This is a genomic window from Roseateles sp. GW821-FHT09H10 (genome assembly GCF_059415865.1).
Genome location: NZ_JBWKOB010000001.1, coordinates 1542824 through 1564112, shown reverse-complemented (window position 1 = coordinate 1564112; position 21289 = coordinate 1542824). Strand labels below are relative to the sequence as shown.

Genomic DNA, 21289 nt, shown 5'->3' with positions numbered 1-21289 from the left:
CGCTCAACGCTGTGCCAGCGCGATCTCCAACTGCCGCTGCGGCGCCTCGAACCACGGGCTGCGCTTCGAGTGCAGGGCCAGCGCCTGCCGGGCGGCCGCGGCGTGGGCGGTGGCCTGGGTGCGCCGGCCCAGGGCCAGCGCGCACAGGCCGGCGACCGACCGCATCCGCGCCAGCTGCAGGTCTCCCTTGCCCATGGAGGGCGCCAGGAACTCGATGCTTTCCTGCAGCAGAGCCAGGCCCTGCGCCTTGCGCTGGCCGGCGCAAAAGATCTCCCCACGCAGGGCGGGCTCGTTGTGGGGCGGAAGGTATTGCTGTTCCGGCTCCAGGCGCGGCGGCATCGCGGCAAGGGCGGCGTCCAGCCTGCCATGGGCGAGCTGCAGCCAGGCCCGCTCGATAGGCAGCCAACGGGGGTAGTGCCCGCCGGACACCGGGTCGGCCCACAGGCCGGTGAAGGCCGGTGCTCGCGCCAGGACCGCCTCGGCTTCGGCCAGCTCGCCGGCCATGAGGTGGTTGTGCGCAGCGGTGATCCAGTCGCCCGGCTCGAACGAGCGCGAGTAGCTGCCCATGCGCCGCCGCAGTTCCATCATCCGGCGCAGCGCCGCGATGGCCTCGCCGTGTTCGCCCCGGGCCTCGTGAATCGAGAACTGCAGCGACTCCACGGTGAATTGCCGCGCCAGCGTCGGGTGTGCCCCCAGGTAGGACGGCGCCGCTGCCGCCAACAGGCGCCGCGCCTCGTCGAACTCGTCGCCAATCGTTCTGCAATTGGCGAGCTTCAGGTCGACATCGGCGCGCAGCCCTGCCGGCACCACGGCGCTCAGGGCCGACAGTGCCGCCCGCGCCCGCTCCAGCGCGGCCACGGCGTCCGGCTGAGGCTCCTGGCCCATATAGCAGCGCACATGATGGAAGTTGGCCTGCGCCAGCTCGGCACGGATGGCATTGGGGCCGCCCAGCGAGCGCAGCGTCGCCACGGCGTGCTCGTAGGCTGCGATGCCTTCGTCGAGCTGGTTGACCTGCAGCAGGCGGCGTCCCAGATCCAGCTGCATGTCGATCACGGCAGGCGCCGCGGGCCCTTGCGCGGCCAGCATCTCGCGCAGCCCGGCGCGCAGCAGTTCGATGGCCTGGGCCATGTCCTGAGTGAACTCGCCCTTGAGCCACTGCACCCAGGCCTGGCTGCTCGCCGACTTCGGCTCCGCCGCTGCGGGCTGGCGCTCCAGCGCCTCCAGGGCTTGGCGCGCCCGGTCCTGCTGCCCGTCCTTGAAGGCCGCGCGTGCGACGACGACCTGCAGATCCACCCAGGCCTTGTCGTCCGGACCGAGGGCGCTCAGCGCCTGCCGCGCCAATTGCTCGGCCTTGCCGTAGTCTTCCTGCCCGAGCGCGGCATTGGCCATCAGCAACCTGACTTTGGCCGCCTCGCCGGCCCTGGACGGCGTGGCGGCCGCTCGCTCCAGCAGCGCCAACGCACGCTCGGAGAAGTCGGCGGCCTGCGCGTAGGCGCCAATGTCCGCGTAAGCCTGGGCGACCGTCGAGTACAGGGTCGACTGGATATCGGGTTGATCCTGGAAGCGCTGCGCGATGAGGTGGGCCCCGTTCTCCAGCGCCGAGGGCGCCAGGCCGGGGCCTTGAGGCCGGGTGCTGGCCTGGAAGAGGTCGGAGACGTAGGCCGTCACCGCCTGGACGCGCTCAGCCTGGCGCGCCGCCCGCTGGCTCTGCAGCACCGCAACGCTCCCTGCGGCGAGGCCCGTGAGCACGACCGCCGAGCCCGCGCCGAGCGGCAGCCAGTAGCGTCTCAACAGCTTGCTCAACCGGTATCCCAGCGAGTCCGGCCGCGCGGATACCGGCTCGCCCGCGAGGTGGCTCTCGACATCTCGCGCGAGCGCATCGGCCGTGGCATAGCGGTTCTCGGGTGCATGCCGCATGGCCTTGCCGAGGATGGCGTCGAGTTCCCCCCGCAGACGGCGCGCCTGTGCCGCGTCGTCCACCACGCTGCTGGCGCGAGGCGGGTCGCCCGGCCCCGCGCCAGGACTGCTCTCGGCGTCCCGCAGTGGCAGGCGGCCCGTCAGCAACTCGAACAGCAGCACGCCGAGGCTGTAGGCATCCGATTGCACCGTCACCGCCTCCCCCGACACCTGCTCGGGCGACGCGTAGCGCGGCGTCATCGCACGGCCGGCCAGCGTGACCGTGTCGCCCGCCCCGCCTTCGTGGACCAGCTTGGCAATGCCGAAGTCGAGCAGGTGGACCTCGCCGTCCGCGGAGACCAGCACGTTGCTCGGCTTCAGGTCGCGGTGCACGACCAGGCGGCCATGCGCGTAGGCCACGGCGCGCGCGACCTGGACGAAAAGCCGCAAGCGCCCGCCGATGTCCAGCTGCATCTCGTCGCAGTAGGCGTCGATGGGCCTGCCGTCCACGTACTCGAAGGCCAGATAGGGCCGACCGAGGTCGTCAACTCCGGCGTCGTAGAGCCGGGCGATGTGGGGATGCTCCAGGAGGGCGCCGATGTCGCGTTCGCGGGCCATGCGCTCCGCCAGGCCACGGTCCCAGGCCAGGCGGGGCAGCTTCAGCGCGACCTGGCGCTTGAGCAATCCATCGGCTCGTTCCGCCAGCCACACCGTGCCCATGCCACCGCGGCCCAGTTCGCGCTCCAGGACATAGGGGCCGACGCGGCTTCCCGCGCCAGCGCTCCCGGCGTCGGGCACCGCCTCCAGCCGCGGCAGGACGAGATCGCCGGTCTCGCGGCCCAAGCTGGCCTGCCGGTCCAGCATGCGGCGCAGCGCCGGTTCAAACCGCCGCTGATCGTCCGGCAACGCAGCGAACCACGCCTCACGGCCGCCGGGGCCCAGCATGGCAACGGCGTCGAACATCGAACTCAACAGGGGCAGGTCGACAGCGGCGAAAGGCATTTCAGCATCGGCAGGCATGCTCACTCCATCAGACCCAGATGCTCCATCAGACGCAGTCAGGGGCGCAGCCCGGACATGATCGCCGCAGTTTGCGCACGGGCCCTCGACCGCAGGCGCATCAAGCCGTCATGCCAGCTTCCCTAGAATCCGCTCGCTGTATCTCGCACCCCAAGGATTCGATGACCTCCCCGCTGCGCCCCCTGCCCCGCCTGATCTTCGCCAGCCGCTGGCTGCAGTTGCCCCTGTATCTGGGCCTGATCCTGGCCCAGGCCGTCTATGTCTTCCAGTTCTGGACCGAGCTGGTGCATCTGATCGAGGCGGCTTTCGGCAACCAGGCGGCGCTGGACATCCTGGTCAAGAGCATCGGCTACAAGGGCGAGGCCCTGCCCGGCAAGCTCAACGAGACCATCCTGATGCTGGTCGTGCTGGGTCTGATCGACGTGGTCATGATCTCCAACCTGCTGATCATGGTCATCGTCGGCGGCTACGAGACCTTTGTGTCGCGCATGGACCTGGACGGCCACCCTGACCAGCCCGAGTGGCTGAGCCACGTGAACGCGTCGGTCCTGAAGGTCAAGCTGGCCACGGCCATCATCGGCATCAGCTCCATCCACCTGCTGAAGACCTTCATCAACGCCGACAACTACAAGGAACAGACGCTGATGTGGCAGACCATCATCCACATCGCCTTCCTGCTGTCGGCCATGGCGATCGCCTACACGGACCGCCTGCTGGCCCACCACAGCGACAAGCACTGAAGTGTCAGCGTCCGACCATCTGGCCGGGCACCACCCAGGCATCGAACTGCTCGGCCGTCACATGGCCCAGGGCCAGCGCCGCCTGGCGCAGGCTGGTCCCTTCCTTGTGCGCCTTCTTGGCGATCTGCGCGGCCTTGTCATAGCCGATGTGGGTGTTGAGCGCCGTCACCAGCATCAGTGAGCGCTCCACCAGCTCGTTGATGCGGCCCTCGTTGGGCGTGATGCCGACGGCGCAGTGGGTGTTGAAGCTCGCCATGCCATCCGCCAGCAGGCGCACGCTCTGCAGGAAGTTGTGGATGACCATCGGGCGGAACACGTTGAGCTCGAAGTTGCCCGACGCACCGCCGATGTTGATGGCCACGTCATTGCCCATGACCTGGGCCGCCAGCATGGTCACCGCCTCGCTCTGCGTCGGGTTGACCTTGCCCGGCATGATGGACGAGCCCGGCTCGTTCTCCGGGATGGAGATCTCGCCGATGCCGCTGCGCGGGCCGCTGGCCAGCCAGCGCACGTCGTTGGCGATCTTGTTCATGCTGGCAGCCAGCGTCTTCAGCGCGCCGTGGGCGTGCACGAGGGCGTCGCAGGAGGCCATGGCCTCGAACTTGTTCGGCGCCGTGACGAAGGCATGGCCGGTCAGCCGCGCCAGCTCGGCGGCCACTGCCTCGGCATAGCCCTTGGGCGCGTTGAGCCCGGTGCCGACCGCCGTGCCGCCCAGAGCCAGTTCATAGAGATGCGGAAGCGCCGCCAGCACATGGCGTTCGCCGTGGTTCAACTGGGCGACCCAGCCCGAGATCTCCTGGCCCAGGGTCAGCGGCGTCGCGTCCTGCAGATGGGTGCGGCCGATCTTGACGATGCCGTCATAGGCCTCGGCCTTCTGCTGCAGCGTCGTGCGCAGCGCCTGCAGCGGCGGCAGCAGGCGCTCCACCAGTGCCTGCACGGCAGCCACATGCATGGCCGTGGGGAAGACGTCGTTGCTGCTCTGGCTGCGGTTGACGTCGTCGTTGGGGTGCACCAGCCGCCCCTCGCCGCGCTCACCACCCAGCAGCTCGCTGGCGCGGTTGGCCAGCACCTCGTTGACGTTCATGTTGGTCTGCGTGCCCGAGCCGGTCTGCCAGACGACCAGGGGGAACTCGTCGGCATGCAGGCCGCCAATGACTTCATCGGCCGCGGCGACGATGGCGTCGGTCTTCTTCGCATCCTGCAGGCCTAGCGCCTGGTTGACGACAGCCGAGGCGCGCTTCACGCGGGCGAGTGCGCGGATCAGCTCGGGTGCCTGGCGCTCACCCGAGATGTCGAAGTTCTGCAGCGAGCGCTGCGTCTGCGCCCCCCACAACTTGTCGGCCGGCACCTCGATGGGGCCGAAGGTGTCGCGTTCGAGTCGGGTGGTCATGGGCTTGCTGAAACGTGAAAACTGAGACGCCAGCATAGGCTCGATGAGAACCATTCTCATCGATAAGGCTTTGATAATGCGAGGGTTTGCCCACCCACCTCCGGACCGCCTCATGAGCACCACGATCCGCCAGCAAGACCTCATCGACAGCGTCGCCGCCGCACTGCAGTACATCTCGTACTACCACCCGGCCGACTACATCGCCCACCTGGCCCGCGCCTATGAAAGCGAGCAGAGCCCCGCCGCCAAGGACGCGATCGCCCAGATCCTGACCAACAGCCGCATGTGCGCCGAGGGCAAGCGGCCCATCTGCCAGGACACCGGCATCGTCAATGTCTTCCTGAAGATCGGCATGGACGTGCGCTGGGAAGGCTTCAGCGGCAGCATCGAAGACGCCGTCAACGAGGGCGTGCGCCAGGGCTACCTCAACCCCGACAACAAGCTGCGCGCGTCCGTGCTGGACGACCCCATCTTTGCGCGCAAGAACACCAAGGACAACACGCCCGCCGTCGTGCAGATGGAAGTCGTGCCCGGCAACACCGTCGACGTCATCGTCGCGGCCAAGGGCGGCGGCTCGGAGAACAAGAGCAAGGTCTACATGCTCAACCCCGGGGACGACATCGTCGACTGGGTGCTGAAGACCGTGCCCACCATGGGCGCCGGCTGGTGCCCGCCGGGCATGCTCGGCATCGGCGTCGGCGGCACGGCCGAGAAGGCGGCCCTGCTGGCCAAGCAGGCGCTGATGGAAGACATCGACATGTACGAGCTGCTGCAGCGCGGCCCTCAGAACAAGCTCGAAGAGATGCGCATCGAGCTCTACGAAAAGGTCAACGCGCTGGGCATCGGCGCGCAAGGCCTCGGCGGCCTGACCACCGTGCTGGACGTGAAGATCAAGACCTTCCCGACCCATGCGGCCAGCAAGCCCATCGCGATGATCCCGAACTGCGCGGCCACCCGCCACGCCCACTTCGTGCTGGACGGCAGCGGCCCGAGCTACCTCGAAGCCCCCAGCCTGGACCTGTGGCCCGACGTCAACTGGGCGCCCGACTACAACAAGAGCAAGCGCGTCGACCTGAACACGCTCACGCCCGCCGACGTGGCCAGCTGGAAGCCCGGCGACACGCTGCTGCTGAACGGCAAGATGCTGACCGGCCGCGACGCCGCCCACAAGCGCATCCAGGACATGCTGGCCAAGGGCGAGCCGCTGCCGGTGGACTTCAAGAACCGCGTCATCTACTACGTCGGCCCGGTGGACCCGGTGCGTGACGAGGTGGTCGGCCCCGCCGGCCCGACGACGGCCACGCGCATGGACAAGTTCACCGACATGATGCTCAGCCAAACCGGCCTCATCGCCATGGTGGGCAAGGCCGAGCGCGGCCCGGTCGCCATCGAGTCGATCAAGAACCACAAGAGCGCCTACCTGATGGCGGTCGGCGGTTCGGCCTACCTCGTCAGCAAGGCCATCAAGGGCGCCAAGGTCGTCGGCTTCGAGGACCTCGGCATGGAAGCCATCTACGAGTTCGACGTGGTCGACATGCCCGTCACCGTGGCGGTCGACGCCAGCGGCACCAGCGCCCACATCACCGGCCCGGCCGAGTGGAAGCAGCGCATCGCTTCGGGCAAGCCGGTCGGCATCCCGGTCGCGACGGCCTGAGGCCGTGGGCGGGCCAGGCCCGCCCGCACTGTGGCGACGCGCCGACGATCGGCGGGTGCGGCGCGGGCATCGCTTGCTAGCATGCCCGCCTCACAAGGAATCCCTTCGCCCATGCAACGTCGCTCCCTGCTGATCGCCACGGCCATCACCCCCTTCGTTGGCGCCTGCTCGCGCATTCCCGACACCATCAAGATCGGCGTCGCCCAGCCGCTCAGCGGCCCGCTGGACCGTCTCGGCAAGGACATGCTGACCGGTGCGCAGATGGCGGTGAAGGACCTGAACGCGGCCAACTTCCTGGTCGACGGCAAGCCCGTCAAGTTCGAGCTGGTGTCGGGTGACGACAAGTCGGACGCGGCCACCGGCAAGGCGGTGGCGCAGCAACTGGTCAGCGCGGGCGTCGTCGCCGTCATCGGCCACCTGAACTCGGGCGTCAGCATCGAGGCCGCGCCCATCTATGGCGCCGCCAGCGTCGCGCAGCTGGCCATCTCCACCAATCCCCGCTACACGCAACTCGGCCTGCCCACCACGCTGCGGCTGGTGGCCAACGACGACGTGCAGGCCAAGGCCATGGCGGGCTATGCCGCGGGCTCCATGGGAGCGACGAGCTTCGCGCTCATCGACGACGGCACCCCCTATGGCAAGGGCCTGATCGACGGCGTGACCGCCCACATGAAGACCCTGGGCAAGGCCGTGGCCCTGCGCATCACGCGTGACGACAAGACCACCGATTTCAGCGCGGACGCGGCCAAGATGGCGGCGGCCAAGATCGATTGCGTCGTCACCACGCTGGCCGACTTCCAGGTCGAGGCGCTGATGAAGCAGATGGCCGCGGCCGGCTTGCAGGACGCGCAGCTGATCGGCGGCGACACCATCAAGACCGACCTGCTGCCCAAGAAGCCCTTGCCGCTGCGCCGCGTCGTGGCCACGTCGCCCATCGTCGAAGCCATCGAGTTCGATTCCGGCAAGCCCTTCGTCGAACGCTTCACCACGGAAAACAAGCAGGCCATCGCCTACGGTGCGCACTACGCCTATGACGCGGTGTTCTCCATCAGCGAGGCCGTCAAGCGCGCCGCCAGCGCCGAGCCCGCCAAGGTGCTGGCCGCGCTGAAGTCGCTGGACCTGCATGGCCCCGTCACCAACAGCCTGCGCTTCAATGAAGGCGGCGAGCAGCGCTTTGGCAGCATCAGCGTCTACAACATCGAACGCGGCCAATGGCAGCCGGTGATGCGCGCTTCGGAGTGGTGACACCGCGCCCCGGCTGACGCCCGGAATCAGCGCTTGGGAGGCGCTGCCGACGCGCCTTGTGGCGGGGGCGGCGGCATGTCCTTGGGCCGGCAGGCCAGCGGCCGGCCCTCGGGCGCCCAGCAGCTGCCCTTCAGCGTGCGGCTCTCATGCGTGAAGCTGCAATCGGCGCCGGCCTTGGCCGTCTTGCAGGCGGCCAAGGCCTCGGGCGGCGGGCCGCGGCGTTCGCCGCCGGGAGGCGGGCCGCCCTGCGGCTGGGCCTGGGCCGCCGCGGCGGCCAGCAGCAGGGGGAGCAGGAGGCTGGTTTTCATGGGAAGTCCTTCGTGAATCGGTGATGGCATGCTGACGGCAAAAAGTGAAGCCAATGTATGCATCGCCGCCACAATGCTTCACGATGATCACGACCCGCCCTCTTCGAACTTCAGACCGCGCCGCCTGGCAGCCGCTCTGGGACGGCTACAACGCCTTCTATGAGCGCGTTGGCGAGACCGCCCTGCCCGCCGAGATCACCGAGACGACCTGGGCGCGCTTCTTCGACGCCAGCGAACCCGTCCATGCCCTGGTGGCCGAGGATGAAGGCGGCCGCCTGCTCGGCCTCGTCCACTACCTCTACCACCGCAGCACGACGCGCATCGAGCTGACCTGCTATCTGCAGGACCTCTTCACCACGCCCGAGGCCCGTGGCCGCGGCGTCGGCCGGGCGCTGATCGAGGCCGTCTACGCGGCCGCCCACGAGGCCGGCATCAAGCGCGTCTACTGGCAGACCCACACCACCAACGCCGCCGGCCGCGCCCTCTACGACAAGGTCGCCCACCATGTGGGCTTCATCGTCTACGCGCGCGACGTGGCTTGAGGGGGCGCTGACATGCGACTGCTCCAAACCACCGCCCTGCTGCTGGTCCTGTGCGCCCTTGCGCCGCTCGCCCAGGCCCAGGCCTGCTCGCTGGCGCCCGTCAACGGCGAGATGCGCGAGCTGAGCTCGGGCGGCCGCGCGCGGACCTACCGGCTCTTCGTGCCGCCCGGCCTCGCCGGCCAGACGCGCCTGCCCCTGGTCCTGGACCTGCATGGCACGGGCGGCAACGCCACCGGCCACGCGAAGACGACAGGCCTTGAGGCCCTGGCCGCCCGCGAGGGCTTTGCCGTCGCCACGCTGCAGGCCGAGGACTCGCGCTGGAACGTGCCCGTCTTCACGCCACGCGCCGACGACGTGCGATACGTGTCCGACGTCATCGACCAGGTCGGCGCCCAGGTCTGCATCGACCCGGCGCGCGTCCATGCCACCGGCTTCTCCGGGGGCGGCCGCATGTCCTCGCTGCTGGGCTGCCGCCTGAACCAGCGCATCGCGTCCATCGCGCCGGTCGGCGGCCTGCGCTGGACCGGCCCCTGCCCGGGCCGCGCCGTGCCGGTGCTGACCATCCACGGCCTGGCCGACTACACCAATGCCTACGAAGGCCACGGCGACCGCGGCGGCGAATGGGTGGAGAGCGTGCCCGAGGCCCTGGCCGGCTGGGCGACGCACAACCGCTGCCAGCCCAAGCTGGTCCAGGACAAGCAGCCGGGGCCGCTGCAGACCCTGCGCTATGAAGGCTGCGCAGCGGCGGCCGAGGTCCGCCTGCTGCGCATCGACGGCATGGGCCATGTCTGGCCGCGCACCGAGGTCGATGCGACGGCCGTCATCTGGCAGTTCTTCAAGACCCACCCGCTGCAATAAAGGAGACCCGCATGTCCAACATCCGCGCCTATGCCGCCCTCGCCCCCGGCGGCGCCCTGCAGCCGTTTGACTACGACCCCGGCCCGCTGGGCGACGAGGACGTCGAGATCAGCGTCGAGCACTGCGGCATCTGCCACTCCGACCTCGCCATGATCGACAGCGAGTGGTTCCCGGCCAGCTATCCCATCGTGCCCGGCCACGAGGTCGTCGGCCGCATCACGGCGCTGGGCGCCCATGCCAAGGGCCGCCAGATCGGCCAGCGCGTCGGCGTGGGCTGGCATGCCAGCAGCTGCACGCATTGCAATTTCTGCCTGGGTGGCGAACAGCATCTGTGCGGCAAGCGCCAGCCGACGCTGATCGGCCGCCATGGCGGCTTTGCCGACCGCCTGCGGGCCCACTGGTCCTGGGCCGTGCCCCTGCCCGACGCGCTGGACCCGGCCGCGGCGGGCCCGCTGATGTGCGGCGGCGGTACGGTCTTCCTGCCCTTCGTGCTGCATGCCATCAAGCCGACCGACCGCGTCGGCGTCGTCGGCATCGGCGGCCTGGGTCACCTGGCCGTCAAGTTCGCGCGCGCCTGGGGCTGCGAGGTCACGGCCTTCACATCGTCCGCCTCCAAGCGCGACGAGGCCCTGGCCCTGGGCGCCCACAAGACCCTGTCCAGCGTCGACAAGGCCGAGCTGAAGGCCGCCGCGGGAAGCCTGGACTTTCTGCTGATCACCGTCGGCGCCGCGCTGAACTGGGACGCCCTGCTGGCCACGCTGGCCCCCAAGGGCCGCATGCATCTGGTGGGCGTCGTCACCGACGCGATGGCGCTGAAGAGCGGCGGCCTGCTGAGCTGGCAGAAGAGCCTGTCGGCCTCGCCGACGCCGCCGCCTTCGGTGCTCAAGACCATGCTGGAGTTCGCGGCGCGGCACCAGATCCTGCCGCAGGTGGAGCGCTTCGCGATGAGCCGCGTCAACGACGCCCTCGATCACCTGCGCTCGGGCAAGGCGCGCTACCGCGTGGTGCTGGACGCCGACTTCCGCTGACCGCGGCGCTGGCCCAGCAGGGCCGCGAAGGCCACGCCGGCCAGCGCCAGCGTGGCGGGCTCGGGCACGTTGCCGACGTTGATGACGACGGGCGCCGCCAGGGCCGCGGCGGCCGTGAACTCGCTCGGATCGGCGACGAAGGCGCCAGCCGGGTCCTTCGCGCCCAGGGTGCTCGTGAAGGTGTGGGTGGCGTCCAGCTCGCCGCCGAAGCGCGCCCACAGGCCAAGATAGCTCTCGATGAAGTAGTAGCGCCCGGCCTCGACGGTGAAGTCGATGTCCGTCGCCGCGCCCGAGGCGGTGATGCCGTCGTTGCGCACCTCGCCTTCGAGGCGGAAGTCGGCGCGCGTGGAGGCCTGGCTCCAGAAGCCGCTGCTCTGGGGATCGAATCCAAAGCCGGTATCGGGATCGAAATCGAAGGTGGAGGCCAGCAGCGAGAACACCGTCACCCGCGTCTTGGCATAGACGGAGGCGTTGGTGGTGCCCAGCTCGAGGTCGCCCGGCCCATCGAGGCCGGCGGCAGGGGTGATGCTGGAGACGAAGTCCAGCACGTTGTGGACGCTGCGCACTTCGGAGCCGCTGCCGGTGTACTGGAAGCTCTGCAGGCCCAGGGAGTGGCCCGACACGCGGCCGTACTCGCCCGCGAAGGCGCCCTGGCTGAGCAGCAGCACGCCGGCGGCGCCCGAGGCGTCGATGGACGAGCGGGTGACCTGGCCGCCATGCGTGCCGATGGGGTTGGTCGCGGCCGTCGCGGCCGACGTGCCGCCGACGGTCATCTGCGAGTTCTGCTCGATGATGGGCCGGAAGATGGGCTGGCCGGACGGATCCAGGGCAGCCTCGCAGCGGTCCGGCGTCGTGCTGCCGGCCGCCTGGGCCGCCGGGCTGCGGCAGTCGCGCACATAGGTGGCCGCGAAGGCGGCGTTGGAGATGGCCGTCGGCACCGCGCTGGCGCAGGTCGCGGCGGCGGCAAGGGCGAGGCAGACAACGGACGGGACGAGGCGCATGCAGGTCTCCTGGCTGGAACTGCGGCGATTGTGCTGAGCCGGCGCGGCGAGTCATCCTCGATTCGCGCGAGGGGAAAACCCTTGACCAGCGCCCCCTGAACCTTGGGGGGTGCTGGCCGGTTTCCCGCGCCCTTTGCGTTCGTTCGGACAAGGCCGATGGTCGGCCCGACCTGAACGGAGAATGCAATGCGATATCGAGACCCAAGCCCGCTGCTGCTGGCCGTGGCCGGCGTGCTGATGACGGGCCATACGCTGGCCGACGTGCAGAGCGCGGTACGCGCCGAGGCGCGTGTGCGCGTGGGCCCCCACCCCATGCGCATCCTGAGCGACCCGGACGACCGCTGGCTGCGTCAGGTCCACGGCTCCACGGTCTCCGCCAGCGTGGCGAACTTCGACAGCTTCACCGATCCCTGGACGTCCAACCCGATCGCTGCCACGGCCAGGGCCAGCTTCGGACTGGAGGCGGGCCGACCGCGCATGGAGCTGCTGACGGCCAGCGACAGGGGCAACTTCTTCTATCCGGACGCCTTCAGCTACACCGAAGCCGGCGGCATCCTCACCATCACCGGCACGCTCACCGGCACCCCCGGCACCCGTGCCCTGCTGAGCCTGGAAGGCAGCTTCATGGCCGCGGTTGCACCGTCCACCCGTCCGCCGGTGAGTTCCTCCGGCGCCCAGGTGAGCTTCAACGCCGGCCTGGTCCTCAGGGGCCCGGGGCAATCGGCCTGCCAGGCCCAGCGCTGCGTGGCCAGTGCGCGCATGGACGAGAGTTTCGCCAACGGCAGCCATCCGCAGAACGGGCTGTCCCAGCCTTTCTCGCTCAGCCTGGAAGCCAGTGCAGGCGACAGCTTCGAGATCTCCTTCGGCGTGGCGGCCACCGCCAGCAATGGCTATTTCGTGCTGATCGGCCAGCCGGCGGGCGTGCCCCTGTCGGCCCTGGCGGCGAGCAGCGGAGAACCGGCGGCCGCTGCCAGCTTTGCCGGCATCAGCGGCATCCGCGTGGGCGCCGGCCTGGGCCTGTCGGCCGACAGCGGCCTGGAACTGCTGCCCGACGGGCGCTGGGTGCTGCCGTCGCCGGTCCCGGAGCCGGCTGGCTTCTGGCTGCTGGGCGCAGGCCTCGCGGCCCTCGGCCTGCGCCGCCGCGCCTAGGCCGGGTCGGCGGCCCCCGCTGCCGGCTTGGGCAGGCGCTGCACCTGCTGCGGATAGGGAATGTCCACGCCCAGGCGCTGCAGCGTGTGCAGCACGGCGAGGTTGACGTCCGAGCGCACGCCGCCGCTGCCGTTCTCGGGGTCCATGATCCAGAAGAACACGCTGAGCTCGATGCCGCTGTCGGCAAAGCGGCTCAGCTGCACGGACGGGCCTGGGTCGCTGAGCACGCGCGGCACCTCGACGACGGCGGCGGAGATGGCCTGCATGACGGCGTCGACATCGCAGTCGTATTCCACCTGCACCACGGTGGACAGCAGCACCCGCGGATCGGCCAGCGAGGAGTTCTCGACCCGCTGCGTGATCAGCATCTCGTTGGGCACGATGGCTTCCTTGCCGCCCAGCGACCGGATCACCGTGTAGCGCGTCTTGATGTCGGTGACGCGGCCCTCGAAGCCGTCGACCTTGACCATGTCGCCGATGCGCAAGCTGCGCTCGGCCAGGATGACAAAGCCGCTCACATAGTTGGCCGCCAGCTTCTGCAGGCCGAAACCCAGGCCCACGCCCAGGGCGCCACCCAGCACGCCCAGGGCCGTCAGGTCGATGCCGGCCGCCGACAGCGCGAACAGCAGGCCGACGAAGAGCAGCAGCGCGCGGATGGCGCTGGCGGCGATCTTGCGCATGGACAGGTCCATGGCCTCGCGCCGCAGCAGCCGCGATTCGATCGCCGAGGAGATCCACAGGGCCACGACCAGCACCAGGGCCGCCGTCAGGCCGCCCTCGATGAGGTTGCGCAGCGTCAGCTTGACGGTGCCGAACTTCCAGCCGATGTCGTCCAGCTCGTCCAGGATGACGGGCAGCAGGCCGGTGATCCACAGCACCGCGCCCAGCCACATGAGCCACGACCCCAAGCGCTCCACGAGGCGGATGGGCGCCGAATCGGGCCAGGCCGCGCGCAGCACGCGGGCGATGACGCGGATCACGGCCAGCGACACCAGCACCGGCAGGGCCAGCTTGAACAGGGCCGGCGCCAGCCCCCACAGCGGCAGCAGGCGGCGGGCACCGAAGGCCAGGGCCAGGGCCAGCAGCGGGAACAGCGCGCCATCGATGACGCGGTCGCCGAACAGCACGCTGTGCTCGCGCCGGGTGGCGGCGCGCGACAGTGCCCAGCTCAGCAGGCCGGCCAGGGCCAGGCAGCCGAGCAGCAGCCCCCATTCGGCGAGGGCGTCGGCGCTGAAGACACGGGCCAGCAGGGCCTGGAGTTCGCTCCAGCTCAGAGGTTGATGCATTGAGTTCATGTCAGGCCCGGGCACCTGGACGGCCCCGGGAATGGTCGGACCCGAAGGTTACAGGTCGGCGAGGACGCGCAGATGCACACCCACACTGCGCGCCAGCGCGTGAAGGTTGTAGCCGCCTTCGAGGACCGAGACGATACGGCCCTGGGCATGGCGCTCGGCGATGGCCTTGATTTTCAGCGTCATCCACTCGTAGTCGGCCTCGACCAGGCCGAGCTGGCCCAGTTCGTCATCGCGGTGGGCGTCGAAGCCCGCCGAGATGAAGATCATCTGCGGCTTGAAGCGCTCCAGGGCCGGCAGCCACATGGCCTCGACGATCTCGCGCACCTCGCCGCCGCGCGTGTAGGCGGGCAGCGGCACATTGACCATGTTGGTGCCCTTGGGCACGGCGCCGCTGTAGGGGTAGAGGGGATGCTGGAACAGGCTGACCATCAGCACGCGGTCGTCGCCGGCAATGATGTCCTCGGTGCCGTTGCCGTGGTGGACGTCGAAGTCGACGATGGCCACCCGCTTCAGGCCGCGCCGGTCCAGCGCATGGCGAGCCGCGATGGCCACGTTGTTGAAGAAGCAGAAGCCCATGCTCTCGCTGCGCGTGGCATGGTGGCCGGGCGGTCGCACGGAGCAGAAGGCGTTGTCGGCCCCGCCGTCGATGACGAGGTCGGTGGCCTGCACGGCGGCACCGGCCGCATGCAGGGCGGCCTCCCAGGTGTGGGCATTGGCCGAGGTGTCGGGGTCGACGGCACAGCGCTCGCCCTTCTCGGCGCAGTCGCGCAGCATGGCGCCGATCTCGGCCACATAGCCGTGGGTGTGGGCCAGTTCCACATCCTGGAGGTCGACCGGGCGGGCATCGACATACGCCAGGGCCTGGCCCAGGCCCGAGGCGATCAGCCAGTCGTCGATGGCGGCCAGGCGCTCCGGGCATTCCGGGTGGCCCTCGCCCATGTCGTGGCGGCGGCACTCGGGGGGATTGAAATACGCGGTGGGCATCTACCGTTGTCTCTTGCTATGGTCTGGTTCATGACGACGCCATCACGAACGCTGGCAGGGCAACTGCAGTCCCTGCAAAACCAGATTAGCACGGTCATCAAGGGCAAACCCGCCCAGATCGCCGATTCCCTGGCCTGCCTGATCGCCGGCGGCCATCTGCTGATCGAGGATCTGCCCGGCGTCGGCAAGACCACGCTGGCCCATGCCCTGGCCATTTCCCTGGGCCTGAAGTTCTCGCGCCTGCAGTTCACGGCCGACCTGCTGCCCAGCGACCTGCTCGGCGTCTCGGTCTACGAGCGCGAGAAGAACGGCTTCGCCTTCCACCCGGGACCGGTATTCGCCCAGGTGCTGCTGGCCGACGAGATCAACCGCGCCGGCCCCAAGACCCAGAGCGCCCTGCTGGAGGCCATGGAGGAGCACCAGGTCAGCATCGAGGGCATCAGCCACCCGCTGCCCGAGCCCTTCTTCGTCATCGCGACACAGAACCCCAGCGAGCAGCTCGGCACCTTCCCCCTGCCCGAGTCCCAGCTGGACCGCTTCCTGATGTGCATTTCCCTGGGCTACCCCGACGCCGCCGCCGAGCGCGAGCTGCTGATGGGCGAGGACAGCCGCGAGCTGTTGAAGCTGCTGAAGCCCGTCATGACGCCGGCCGAGCTCATCCAGGCCCAGGCCGCCGTCAAGGCCATCCATGCCGCGCCGCCGCTGCTGGACTATCTGCAGGCCCTGATCGCCGCGACGCGCTCGGGCCAGTGGTTCGTCGAAGGCCTGTCACCCCGCGCCGGCCTCGCCGTGCTGCGGGCCTCCCGCGCCCGGGCTCTGCTGCAGGGCCGGGACTATGTCTCGCCCGACGACGTCCAGGCCATCCTGCCCCAGACCATCGCCCACCGCCTGCAGCCGCGCGCCGGCGCCGGCCGCGGCGCGCGGGAGCAGGTGCGGGCCATGATCGAAGCCATCCCCCTGCCCTGACGACCATCATTTCGCGTCGCTCGTCGCCTCGCTGCCGACGGGGATCAGCTGGGTTGCGCCGCGGCGGAACACGCGCAGCGCCAGCGTCGCACCGGCCGGCCTGGCGCGGATCATCTGGTACAGCGCCCCGACCGAGCCGGGCGTCTCGCCGCCGTCGACGGACAGGATGGCATCGCCCACCCGCAGGCCGGCCCGCTGGGCCGGGCCGCCCTCGCGCAGCGCGGCAATGACAACGGCGCCGCTCCTGCCGGGCACGCCAAGGGCCCGGGCCGCTTCCTCGGGAAGCAGGTTCGCGCTGATGCCTATCGTGGCGCGCTCGACCCGGCCGCGGCTGCGCAGCTCCGTGGCGATCTTCAGGTATTCGTCGGCGGCGATGGCAATGGTGAAGGGCACGCCGTTGCGCGGCAGGTACTGATGGCTGGCGATGCCGATCAGTTCACCCGTCTTCAGCCGCAGCAGGGGCCCGCCGCCCATGCCCGGCAGGACCTGGGCCGTCGACTGGATCATGGACGCGGCGCCCGCGCCCAGGTCCACCGTCGAGCTGACCAGGCCGTCGGTCACCACCGGCGACGGGTTGGTTTCGGCGGACATGCGGCCCAGCAGCGCCACGCGCTCCCCGAGCGCCACGTCCCTGGACGAACCCAGGGCGGCATGGGGGAGATCGACGCCCTCGATCTTCAGCAAGGCCAGCCCGGAAACCTTGTCCCGGCCGACGATGGACGCCTTGCGCCGGCCGCCACGCTCCAGCGTCACCAGGATTTCGCCACCGGGCGCGAGCAGCGATTCCACGGTCAGGATCAGTCCATCCGCCGAAACCAGCGTGCCCGAGCCGACCACCACCCCCTTGGGCGTCAGCGACACCGGAGGATTCATTGCATCGATGACGGGCTCGGTCTTGTCGGGAGGCAGTCCGGCCGGAACGACGGCAATGCCGACCACGGCGGCCCGCAGGCGGGCGACATGGCCGGCGACGTCCTCCTGGGCGGGCGCGGTGAAAGCAGTGAACAGGCAGACGCAGGCAAGCAGGTATCGGCAGGGTTTCATGAGAGACGAGGCGGATTCGCGGGCATCGTCCCGGCAACCCGCGCCATGGGCAACCCCACGTATCCTTGCGTCGTGGCCGCCTTTCTGACCCTCCGCTCCCTCTGGCAAGCCCGCTGGCAGGCCTGGTGGCAGGCCCGCCTGCCGCTGGCCGACACCCACCAGACGACGCAGCGCAATGTCTACATCGTGCCCACCTGGGCCGGCGTGGCCTTCTGCGGCACGCTGGGCGTGCTGCTGCTGGCCAGCATCAACGAGCAGCTCAGCCTGGGCTATGCGCTGACCTTCGCGCTGACCGGCGCCGGCCTGGCCTCCATGCACACGACCCACGCCAATCTGCGCGGCCTGCAGATGGACCTGAAGGCGCCGGAAGGCGTGCATGCCGGCGACGAGTACGCGCTGGAGCTGCGCCTGCACAACCCGGGCAGCGCCCGCTTCGGCATCGCCATCAGCGCCCAGCTCGACAGCGGCCCGACCGAGCCCGCCTGGGTCGACGTGCCGGCTCTCGGCCATGCGGTCGTCAAGCTGCGCCTGCCCGCGGACCGACGCGGCCTGCGCGACCTGCCGCGCCTGATGGTCACCACGCGCTTTCCACTCGGCTTCTTCCGCGCCTGGAGCTATTGGCGGCCGGCCGCCAAGGTCTGGGTCTATCCGCGGCCCGAAGAGGTGCCGGCCCCCTTCCCCGTGCAGGCCGAGGCCGGCGCCGGCGAAGCCGCGTCGACGCGCCAGTCCTCCAGCGGCACCGATTTCTCCGGCGTGCGCAGCTACCGCCGCGGCGACTCCATGAAGCAGATCCTGTGGCGCAAGTCGGCCCTGGCCCTGGACCAGGGCCTGCCGCTGTGGGTGCGCGAGACCGAGGCGCCGCTGGCCCAGGACCTGTGGCTGGACTGGCGCGACACCCAGGGCCGCGACACCGAGGCCCGGCTGTCCCGCCTGGCCGCCTGGGTGCTGGCCGCCGAGCGCCTGGGCCAGCCCTATGGCCTGCGCCTGGCCGGCCGCGAGATCGCACCGTCACTGGGCGCCGCACATCGACAAGCCTGCCTGGAAGCGCTCGCGGGGTTTGGCGCATGAGCGCCCTGGCCGGATGGTGGGCGCGCCTGCCACGCGATACGCGGGACAGCTTCTTCCTGCTCGGCGTCATCACGGCCGTCATCTCTCCGCACGCCGATCACCTGCCCTGGTGGAGCAGCGCGTTCACGGCGCTCGTGCTCGGCTGGCGGGCCCTGCTGGCCTGGCGCCAGCGCCCCCTGCCCAGCCGCTGGTGGCTGCTGGCCATCATCGTGGTCTACACCGGCCTGACCTGGCTGACCTTCCGCACGCTGATCGGCCGCGACGCCGGCATCACCCTGCTCGTCATGCTGATGGCGCTGAAGACCCTGGAGCTGCGCGCGCGCCGCGACGCCTTCGTCGTCTTCTTCCTCGGCTTCTTCCTGGTGCTGACGCAGTTCCTGTACTCGCAGTCCCTGTTGATGGCGGTCTGGTCCCTGGTGTCGCTGTGGGGCCTGCTGGCGGCCGTCGTGCTGGCGCAGATGCCCACGGGCGTGCCCAGCATCGCCATCGCCGCCCGCCGCGCCGCCGGCACCACGGCCCTGGGCCTGCCGGTCATGGTGCTGCTCTTCGTGCTGTTCCCGCGCATCGCGCCTCTGTGGGGCGTGCCGACCGAGGCCATCGGCAAGACGGGGCTGTCCAACCAGCTCGAGTTCGGCGCCATGAACGAGATCGCCAACGACGAGAGCATCGCGATGCGGCTGAAGTTCGACGGGGCCCTGCCGCCGCCCGACCAGCGCTATTTCCGCGGCCCGGTGCTGACCCGCTTCGATGGCAAGACCTGGCGCGCGCCGGATCCCCGCCTCAGCCAGAGCTGGCTGCGCGGCCGCGACGAGCTGGTCACCGCCGGCCCCGCGCTGCGCTACGAGATGACGCTGGAGCCGCTGCGCATCTCGGTGCTGCCGCTGCTGGAGATGAGCCCCGGCGCGGTCCGCAGCGAACTGGCGCTGACCGATCTCGTCGTCACCCGCGGGCCCGAGCTGCAATGGGTGTCGCCGCGCCCCATCACCGAGAGGATGAGGCTGGCCAGCAGCGCCCACATGGCCTGGCGGGCCGGCGAGCAGCGCAACCGCAACCAGCTCGCCACCGACCTGGAACTGCCGGGCGGCCTCAACCCCCGCACCCGGCTCTGGGCCGAGGCCCTGTCCGGCGAGCCGCGCTTCGCCACGCTGGAGCCGGGCCCGCGCGCCGAGGCCCTGGCCGAAGCCCTGCTGACGCATGTGCGCACCCAGGACTTCACCTACACGCTGACGCCGGGCCGCTATGGCGAGACCTCGCCCGACGTCATCGACGAGTTCTGGCTGGAGCGGCGCCTGGGCTTCTGCGAGCACTTCGCGTCGGCTTTCGTCGTCGTCATGCGCGCCATGGGCGTGCCGGCGCGCATCGTGACCGGCTTCCAGGGCTGGGACGCCGAGCCCCAGGACGGCTACCAGGTCGTGCGCAACGCCAATGCCCATGCCTGGGCCGAGTTCTGGGTCGAGGGGCGCGGCTGGGTGCGCAGCGACCCGACGGCCGCCGTGGCGCCCAACCGCGTCATCCAGGGCCTGGCCCTGCGGCCGCAGCCCGGCGTCCTCGGCCAGTTCAACCCGACGCTGTGGCGGGCGATGCGCAATGGCTGGGAGACCCTCAACAACCGCTGGCAGCAGCTGGTGCTGAACTATTCGCGCGACAACCAGTTCGACCTGCTCAAGCGCATGGGCTTCGAGCGCGCCGACTGGACCGGCCTGGGCCAGGCCCTGGCCGGCGTCATCCTCGTGTTGGCCGTGGCCGGCGCGGCCTGGATACGCTGGAGCAGCCGCCCCCACGACGCCTGGAGCCGCCAGCGCGCCCGCATCACTGCCCTGCTGGACCGTGCCGGCGTCAGCATTCCCGCCCATGAGAGCCCCGCCGCCTGGGCCCGCGCGCTGCGCCGCCAGCATGGCCAGAAGGCCGAGCCGGCCGCCCAATGGCTGGAGAAGCTGGAGCGCTCGCGCTATGCCCCCGGCGCGCCGGCGCCGGCCTGGGGCGAGTTCCGCACGGCGGCCCGTATGCTGCGCGCGTGAATTCCGTCTCCCTGATCTCCTGCTGGCGTAAAGCCTGCATCGCCGCCACGCTGGTCGCCGCTTCGGCAACCACCCTCGCCCAGTCCTCGGAAGCCGATCGGGCAAGGCTTGGCATGGACTACCTCGGCACGGACCTGCGCAACCTCGCCGTACAGGGCCGCCTCGCGCAGCGCCAGGCACGCGAGGCGCAGGTGGCCGAGGCCGTGCGCCAACTCGTCGCGAAGACGCCCGATGACCCCGCCCTGACGGGCGAAGGCGGCGACGGCCAGACGCCGCTGCAGCGCGCCGCGCTGAACGGGCATGCGCAGATCGTCGAAGCCCTGTTGAAGTCGCCCGCCGTGCTGCAAACGGTGAACACCGGCGGCACGCGCGGCAGCTCCGCCTTGGTGCTGGCCACGCTGGAACGACCGTTGACGGCATGGCTGTGCGAGCCGTGGCTGCTGCGCACCCGTTCGCCGCAATTGCGGGCCAACCTGGAATCGCCGCGCAGCCATGTGCTCGAGGCACCGCAGGATGTCTTCGCCCGCATCCGCGCGCTGCTGATCCAGGCAGGCGCCAAGCTTGGCGACGGTGAGCTCGCCGCCCAATGGAAGCGCCGCTGTCCTCGCGGCGACAGCGAGGCCACGGCGCTGTTCACCGACGACGCTGCCACGCCCGCGGCGCTGCGCTCGCTGGCGCAGCGGCTTTGGGACGAGGCTCCCGCGCGCAGCGACACGACCGCGGTGCCGCCCGTGGCGGCGAGTCCCGACTCAATCCCGGGTTCGATGGACGGCAAATGGAACGACAACCGCGTCTGCCGCGCCATGCCCAAGCCCGTCGTCGGCGCCGGCCTGCCGGCGGGCACGGCTTCGGTGACAACGCGGATCCATCTGCGTGACGGCCTGGTGATGCAGGTCTTCGTGGAAAGGACCGGCGGCACCCTGCCGACCTACGCCAACGCGGCCTTGGCACGCACCCTCGAGCGAGCCATCGCCAGCTATGAATGCCGCGGCGATGCCATCGCGGAGCTGAGCTTCGACTTCCGCATCGAGCCGCCCGACGCCCCTGCCTCGGCGCCCTTCCCACGCTGAACAAAATCCGTCT

The 21289-nt window shown here is 70.2% G+C and carries 18 protein-coding genes; 11 read left to right on the top strand and 7 right to left on the bottom strand.

Annotated features, from left to right (window positions below; translation table 11 throughout):
- Positions 1 to 3: 3 nt before the first annotated feature.
- A complete protein-coding gene (locus AC07OY_RS07330; protein WP_495041856.1) occupies positions 4 to 2898 on the bottom strand; it encodes a protein kinase domain-containing protein in 2895 nt (964 codons plus the stop codon).
- Between the two features lie 179 nt (positions 2899 to 3077).
- Here AC07OY_RS07330 and AC07OY_RS07325 point away from each other — a divergent pair, with 179 nt between their 5' ends.
- Positions 3078 to 3656: a TIGR00645 family protein gene (locus AC07OY_RS07325; protein ID WP_495041855.1), complete on the top strand. Its 579-nt coding sequence runs from the start codon at positions 3078 to 3080 to the stop codon at positions 3654 to 3656.
- Between the two features lie 4 nt (positions 3657 to 3660).
- On the opposite strand, the gene fumC is transcribed toward AC07OY_RS07325, so the two are convergent.
- The gene (gene fumC / locus AC07OY_RS07320; RefSeq protein ID WP_495041854.1) at positions 3661 to 5046 is read right to left on the bottom strand and encodes a class II fumarate hydratase; all 1386 of its coding nucleotides are present in this window, start codon (positions 5044 to 5046) and stop codon (positions 3661 to 3663) included.
- 112 nt (positions 5047 to 5158) lie between these two features.
- On the opposite strand from fumC, the gene AC07OY_RS07315 reads away from it, so the two are divergent.
- Positions 5159 to 6700, top strand: coding sequence for a fumarate hydratase (locus tag AC07OY_RS07315; RefSeq protein ID WP_495041853.1), 1542 nt, complete (start codon positions 5159 to 5161; stop codon positions 6698 to 6700).
- A 111-nt stretch (positions 6701 to 6811) separates the two neighbouring features.
- Entirely contained in the window at positions 6812 to 7945 is a 1134-nt protein-coding gene (locus AC07OY_RS07310; protein WP_495041852.1) for a branched-chain amino acid ABC transporter substrate-binding protein, read from the top strand.
- A 26-nt stretch (positions 7946 to 7971) separates the two neighbouring features.
- On the opposite strand, the gene AC07OY_RS07305 is transcribed toward AC07OY_RS07310, so the two are convergent.
- Positions 7972 to 8253, bottom strand: a complete 282-nt coding sequence (locus tag AC07OY_RS07305; protein WP_495041851.1) for a hypothetical protein — start codon at positions 8251 to 8253, stop codon at positions 7972 to 7974.
- A gap of 83 nt (positions 8254 to 8336) precedes the next feature.
- Here AC07OY_RS07305 and AC07OY_RS07300 point away from each other — a divergent pair, with 83 nt between their 5' ends.
- From AC07OY_RS07300 to ahr, 3 genes are read left to right on the top strand one after another with little or no spacing between them, the layout of a single operon-like run.
- A complete protein-coding gene (locus AC07OY_RS07300) occupies positions 8337 to 8795 on the top strand; it encodes a GNAT family N-acetyltransferase (RefSeq protein WP_495041850.1) in 459 nt (152 codons plus the stop codon).
- 12 nt (positions 8796 to 8807) lie between these two features.
- Entirely contained in the window at positions 8808 to 9653 is an 846-nt protein-coding gene (locus AC07OY_RS07295) for a CE1 family esterase (RefSeq protein ID WP_495041849.1), read from the top strand.
- Positions 9654 to 9664: 11 nt separating this feature from the next.
- Positions 9665 to 10681: an NADPH-dependent aldehyde reductase Ahr gene (gene ahr, locus AC07OY_RS07290; protein ID WP_495041848.1), complete on the top strand. Its 1017-nt coding sequence runs from the start codon at positions 9665 to 9667 to the stop codon at positions 10679 to 10681.
- On the opposite strand, the gene AC07OY_RS07285 is transcribed toward ahr, so the two are convergent.
- Positions 10648 to 11682 (bottom strand): PEP-CTERM sorting domain-containing protein, encoded by a 1035-nt coding sequence (locus tag AC07OY_RS07285; protein ID WP_495041847.1) that lies wholly within the window; start codon positions 11680 to 11682, stop codon positions 10648 to 10650. The two genes, ahr and AC07OY_RS07285, sit on opposite strands and share 34 nt — an antisense overlap.
- Positions 11683 to 11868: 186 nt before the next feature.
- Between AC07OY_RS07285 and AC07OY_RS07280 the strand changes: the two genes are divergently transcribed.
- Positions 11869 to 12831, top strand: a complete 963-nt coding sequence (locus tag AC07OY_RS07280) for a PEP-CTERM sorting domain-containing protein (protein ID WP_495041846.1) — start codon at positions 11869 to 11871, stop codon at positions 12829 to 12831.
- Here the strand turns inward: AC07OY_RS07280 and AC07OY_RS07275 are convergent.
- Positions 12828 to 14117: a mechanosensitive ion channel family protein gene (locus AC07OY_RS07275; RefSeq protein ID WP_495041845.1), complete on the bottom strand. Its 1290-nt coding sequence runs from the start codon at positions 14115 to 14117 to the stop codon at positions 12828 to 12830. The two genes, AC07OY_RS07280 and AC07OY_RS07275, sit on opposite strands and share 4 nt — an antisense overlap.
- A gap of 57 nt (positions 14118 to 14174) precedes the next feature.
- Entirely contained in the window at positions 14175 to 15110 is a 936-nt protein-coding gene (locus AC07OY_RS07270) for a histone deacetylase family protein (protein WP_495041844.1), read from the bottom strand.
- Positions 15111 to 15140: 30 nt separating this feature from the next.
- On the opposite strand from AC07OY_RS07270, the gene AC07OY_RS07265 reads away from it, so the two are divergent.
- On the top strand, positions 15141 to 16076 hold the full coding sequence (locus AC07OY_RS07265; protein ID WP_495041843.1) for an AAA family ATPase: 936 nt from the start codon (positions 15141 to 15143) through the stop codon (positions 16074 to 16076).
- 6 nt (positions 16077 to 16082) lie between these two features.
- On the opposite strand, the gene AC07OY_RS07260 is transcribed toward AC07OY_RS07265, so the two are convergent.
- The gene (locus tag AC07OY_RS07260) at positions 16083 to 17120 is read right to left on the bottom strand and encodes a S1C family serine protease (RefSeq protein WP_495041842.1); all 1038 of its coding nucleotides are present in this window, start codon (positions 17118 to 17120) and stop codon (positions 16083 to 16085) included.
- A gap of 72 nt (positions 17121 to 17192) precedes the next feature.
- Here AC07OY_RS07260 and AC07OY_RS07255 point away from each other — a divergent pair, with 72 nt between their 5' ends.
- The 3 genes from AC07OY_RS07255 to AC07OY_RS07245 are packed head-to-tail and all read left to right on the top strand — an operon-like array spanning position 17193 to position 21276.
- Positions 17193 to 18188 (top strand): DUF58 domain-containing protein, encoded by a 996-nt coding sequence (locus AC07OY_RS07255; RefSeq protein ID WP_495041841.1) that lies wholly within the window; start codon positions 17193 to 17195, stop codon positions 18186 to 18188.
- Positions 18185 to 20206 carry a transglutaminase TgpA family protein gene (locus tag AC07OY_RS07250; protein ID WP_495041840.1) on the top strand — a complete coding sequence of 674 codons (2022 nt, stop codon included), beginning with the start codon at positions 18185 to 18187 and terminating at the stop codon, positions 20204 to 20206. The genes AC07OY_RS07255 and AC07OY_RS07250 overlap by 4 nt, the downstream gene beginning before the upstream one ends.
- Positions 20203 to 21276, top strand: a complete 1074-nt coding sequence (locus AC07OY_RS07245) for a hypothetical protein (RefSeq protein WP_495041839.1) — start codon at positions 20203 to 20205, stop codon at positions 21274 to 21276. Before AC07OY_RS07250 ends, AC07OY_RS07245 begins: the two co-directional genes overlap by 4 nt.
- The last annotated feature ends 13 nt before the right edge of the window (positions 21277 to 21289 follow it).

Coding starts and splice junctions, on each gene's coding strand:
- AC07OY_RS07300 (WP_495041850.1), top strand. CDS start 8,337: ATGATCACGACCCGCCCTCTTCGAACTTCAGACCGCGCCGCCTGGCAG.
- AC07OY_RS07325 (WP_495041855.1), top strand. CDS start 3,078: ATGACCTCCCCGCTGCGCCCCCTGCCCCGCCTGATCTTCGCCAGCCGC.
- fumC (WP_495041854.1), bottom strand. CDS start 5,046: ATGACCACCCGACTCGAACGCGACACCTTCGGCCCCATCGAGGTGCCG.
- AC07OY_RS07295 (WP_495041849.1), top strand. CDS start 8,808: ATGCGACTGCTCCAAACCACCGCCCTGCTGCTGGTCCTGTGCGCCCTT.
- AC07OY_RS07270 (WP_495041844.1), bottom strand. CDS start 15,110: ATGCCCACCGCGTATTTCAATCCCCCCGAGTGCCGCCGCCACGACATG.
- AC07OY_RS07275 (WP_495041845.1), bottom strand. CDS start 14,117: ATGCATCAACCTCTGAGCTGGAGCGAACTCCAGGCCCTGCTGGCCCGT.
- AC07OY_RS07315 (WP_495041853.1), top strand. CDS start 5,159: ATGAGCACCACGATCCGCCAGCAAGACCTCATCGACAGCGTCGCCGCC.
- AC07OY_RS07260 (WP_495041842.1), bottom strand. CDS start 17,120: ATGAAACCCTGCCGATACCTGCTTGCCTGCGTCTGCCTGTTCACTGCT.
- AC07OY_RS07310 (WP_495041852.1), top strand. CDS start 6,812: ATGCAACGTCGCTCCCTGCTGATCGCCACGGCCATCACCCCCTTCGTT.
- AC07OY_RS07265 (WP_495041843.1), top strand. CDS start 15,141: ATGACGACGCCATCACGAACGCTGGCAGGGCAACTGCAGTCCCTGCAA.
- AC07OY_RS07330 (WP_495041856.1), bottom strand. CDS start 2,898: ATGCCTTTCGCCGCTGTCGACCTGCCCCTGTTGAGTTCGATGTTCGAC.
- AC07OY_RS07280 (WP_495041846.1), top strand. CDS start 11,869: ATGCGATATCGAGACCCAAGCCCGCTGCTGCTGGCCGTGGCCGGCGTG.
- AC07OY_RS07250 (WP_495041840.1), top strand. CDS start 18,185: ATGAGCGCCCTGGCCGGATGGTGGGCGCGCCTGCCACGCGATACGCGG.
- AC07OY_RS07305 (WP_495041851.1), bottom strand. CDS start 8,253: ATGAAAACCAGCCTCCTGCTCCCCCTGCTGCTGGCCGCCGCGGCGGCC.
- AC07OY_RS07285 (WP_495041847.1), bottom strand. CDS start 11,682: ATGCGCCTCGTCCCGTCCGTTGTCTGCCTCGCCCTTGCCGCCGCCGCG.
- ahr (WP_495041848.1), top strand. CDS start 9,665: ATGTCCAACATCCGCGCCTATGCCGCCCTCGCCCCCGGCGGCGCCCTG.